The sequence below is a fragment of the Arsenophonus sp. ENCA genome, assembly GCF_002287155.1.
Classification (GTDB): domain Bacteria; phylum Pseudomonadota; class Gammaproteobacteria; order Enterobacterales; family Enterobacteriaceae; genus Arsenophonus; species Arsenophonus nilaparvatae.
In genome coordinates, this window is record NZ_NHNG01000694.1 from 1 (window position 1) to 1939 (window position 1939).

Here is a 1939-nt window from a genome sequence, read left to right on the forward strand (position 1 = left end):
GACCAGAGACCCGGATTAAAACGCGCTTTAAATTGCTTAAAAGCGGGCGACACGTTGGTTGTTTGGAAACTGGATAGACTAGGCCGCAGCATCAAACATTTAATCGGTTTAATCTCTGAACTGGAAGCCAAAGGGATTCATTTTCATAGCTTGACGGATGCCATTGATACTTCTACGTCCGCAGGCCGTTTTTTCTTTCATGTGATGAGTGCTTTGGCACAGATGGAGCGAGAACTGATTGTTGAGCGTACTAAGGCGGGCTTGGCAGCAGCAAGAAGCAGAGGACGTATCGGCGGCAGACCTTGCGCATTATCTTCTGCACAGCAACAGCAGGCTAAAAAATTACTTGAGTCCGGCAATAGCAGAAAACAGCTGGCATTACTGTATGGCGTTTCATTGGCTAGCATCTACAAATATTTTCCAGTTAACCAATGAGGGTTGTCGCGTTCAGTGCCAGATTTGACTTCGAGTAGGCATCAGGGATCAATTTTAAGGCCTCTTTAAGCCTCGCTACGGCGTTTTCTTGATATAAGTAACCCAATGGTAGCGCTTTTGAACTTGAACGCCTTATAGAGGCTTACAGGCGGTTTTGGCATGAATCAATTTAAACCAGTTTAATGATAGCTGTTGCAAGCCCGACAATCGCAGCCATAACACTCGCCATTTTAATGATTAGCTTGTTTGATAGGCTTTCAATATCCTTGTGTAACAGGGCTATCTTAGCATCAGTTTTATCAGCACGAGCGGCTGCCTCCTTCCTTGCATCAGTTATTTGCGCTTCAACTTTTTCAAAGCGAGCCTGTATCTGAGCTTCGTTTTTGTCAAAGCGATGCTCCATATCCTTACGGACATCGGCGATCTCTGCTGATAAGTCCTTGCGAACATCGGCGATCTCTGCTGACAAGTCCTTGCGAACATCGGCGATGTTGCGGTTGACCTCGGCAATTTCGTGTTTTACTTCAACGATATCAGCCTTTGTAGCCACATCAGCGACTTCATGAGACTTGCGAACAGCGATAGAAATCGCTCTGGCCTGATCTTTCGGCAACCCTGCGTTTTCTAAGGTCTCGACAAACTCTTGTGTATCAAAGGCTACCTGTCCCATAAGTGATATTCCTCATTATTTTTTGTTAATTGTAACCAACTCTCTTCGGCAGTGCAAAGCTGGGTTTGGCAGCGGTGAGCCGTGCGATCTGCGCCTGCTGTTGACCTTAAGGCGCTTGCGCCGCCCTGATGAGGCTGTCGCAAAAGGGGTATTCACAATAAAAATAATTTAATTTTTTCTTTAAAATCAAAATATTGAAATCATTAAAAACATGATACCCCCCTTTTTGCGACAGCCGACAGCCTCTGATAGGCGGGTTTTGGTTTTTTACAGACTTTGCAGCGATGCAGCAGTTTAATGGTCGAAGACAAAATGACGTTACAGCGTGTATGGCCTTGTACGTGATCCTTAGTTTGGGCCCATTCCCAGTCGAAACGCAACAAACCCATAAAACGTTATGCAGCCATTAGATGAGCTAAAAATACTTCATTTGGAGAAAAATAGCCCAACGATTTTCGTCCCCGAGTATTAAGTATGTGCTCAAGTTCTGCAATCTCGTTGTCCGTGACTGAGTTGAAGTCCGTTCCTTTTGGGTAAAAACGGCGGATAAGTCCGTTACTGTGTTCATTTAAACCACGCTCCCATGAGTGATAAGGCCTGGCAAAGAAGACATTAGCACCGGTGATCTCAGTTATCTGTTTATGCATGGAGAACTCAGAACCGTTATCGGCCGTCAAAGTTTTAAAGTCACAGAAGGTATTTGCTACAATGTCACGGAAAGCATCTACAACAGTATCAGCGCGTTTATTCGGTAACTTGCGGATAATAATCTGCTTGGTAGCTTTATCCGCTAGAGTCAGTAAGAATGACTTCTGATCTTTACCAAATACAGTA

3 protein-coding genes are annotated in these 1939 nt (G+C 44.6%); 1 reads left to right on the forward strand and 2 read right to left on the reverse strand.

The genetic code is table 11. The annotated features are described in order from the left end of the window. Nucleotides 1–435: recombinase family protein (locus CBG25_RS18275; protein WP_290608444.1), on the forward strand; the 435-nt coding region annotated here is incomplete at its 5' end. A 169-nt stretch (nt 436–604) separates the two neighbouring features. Here the strand turns inward: CBG25_RS18275 and CBG25_RS18280 are convergent. Further along, nucleotides 605–1105, reverse strand: a complete 501-nt coding sequence (locus CBG25_RS18280) for a DUF1640 domain-containing protein (protein ID WP_290608446.1) — start codon at nt 1103–1105, stop codon at nt 605–607. Between the two features lie 395 nt (nt 1106–1500). Then, a partial coding sequence (locus CBG25_RS18285; protein WP_290603601.1) for an IS30 family transposase occupies nt 1501–1939 on the reverse strand: 439 nt, incomplete at its 5' end.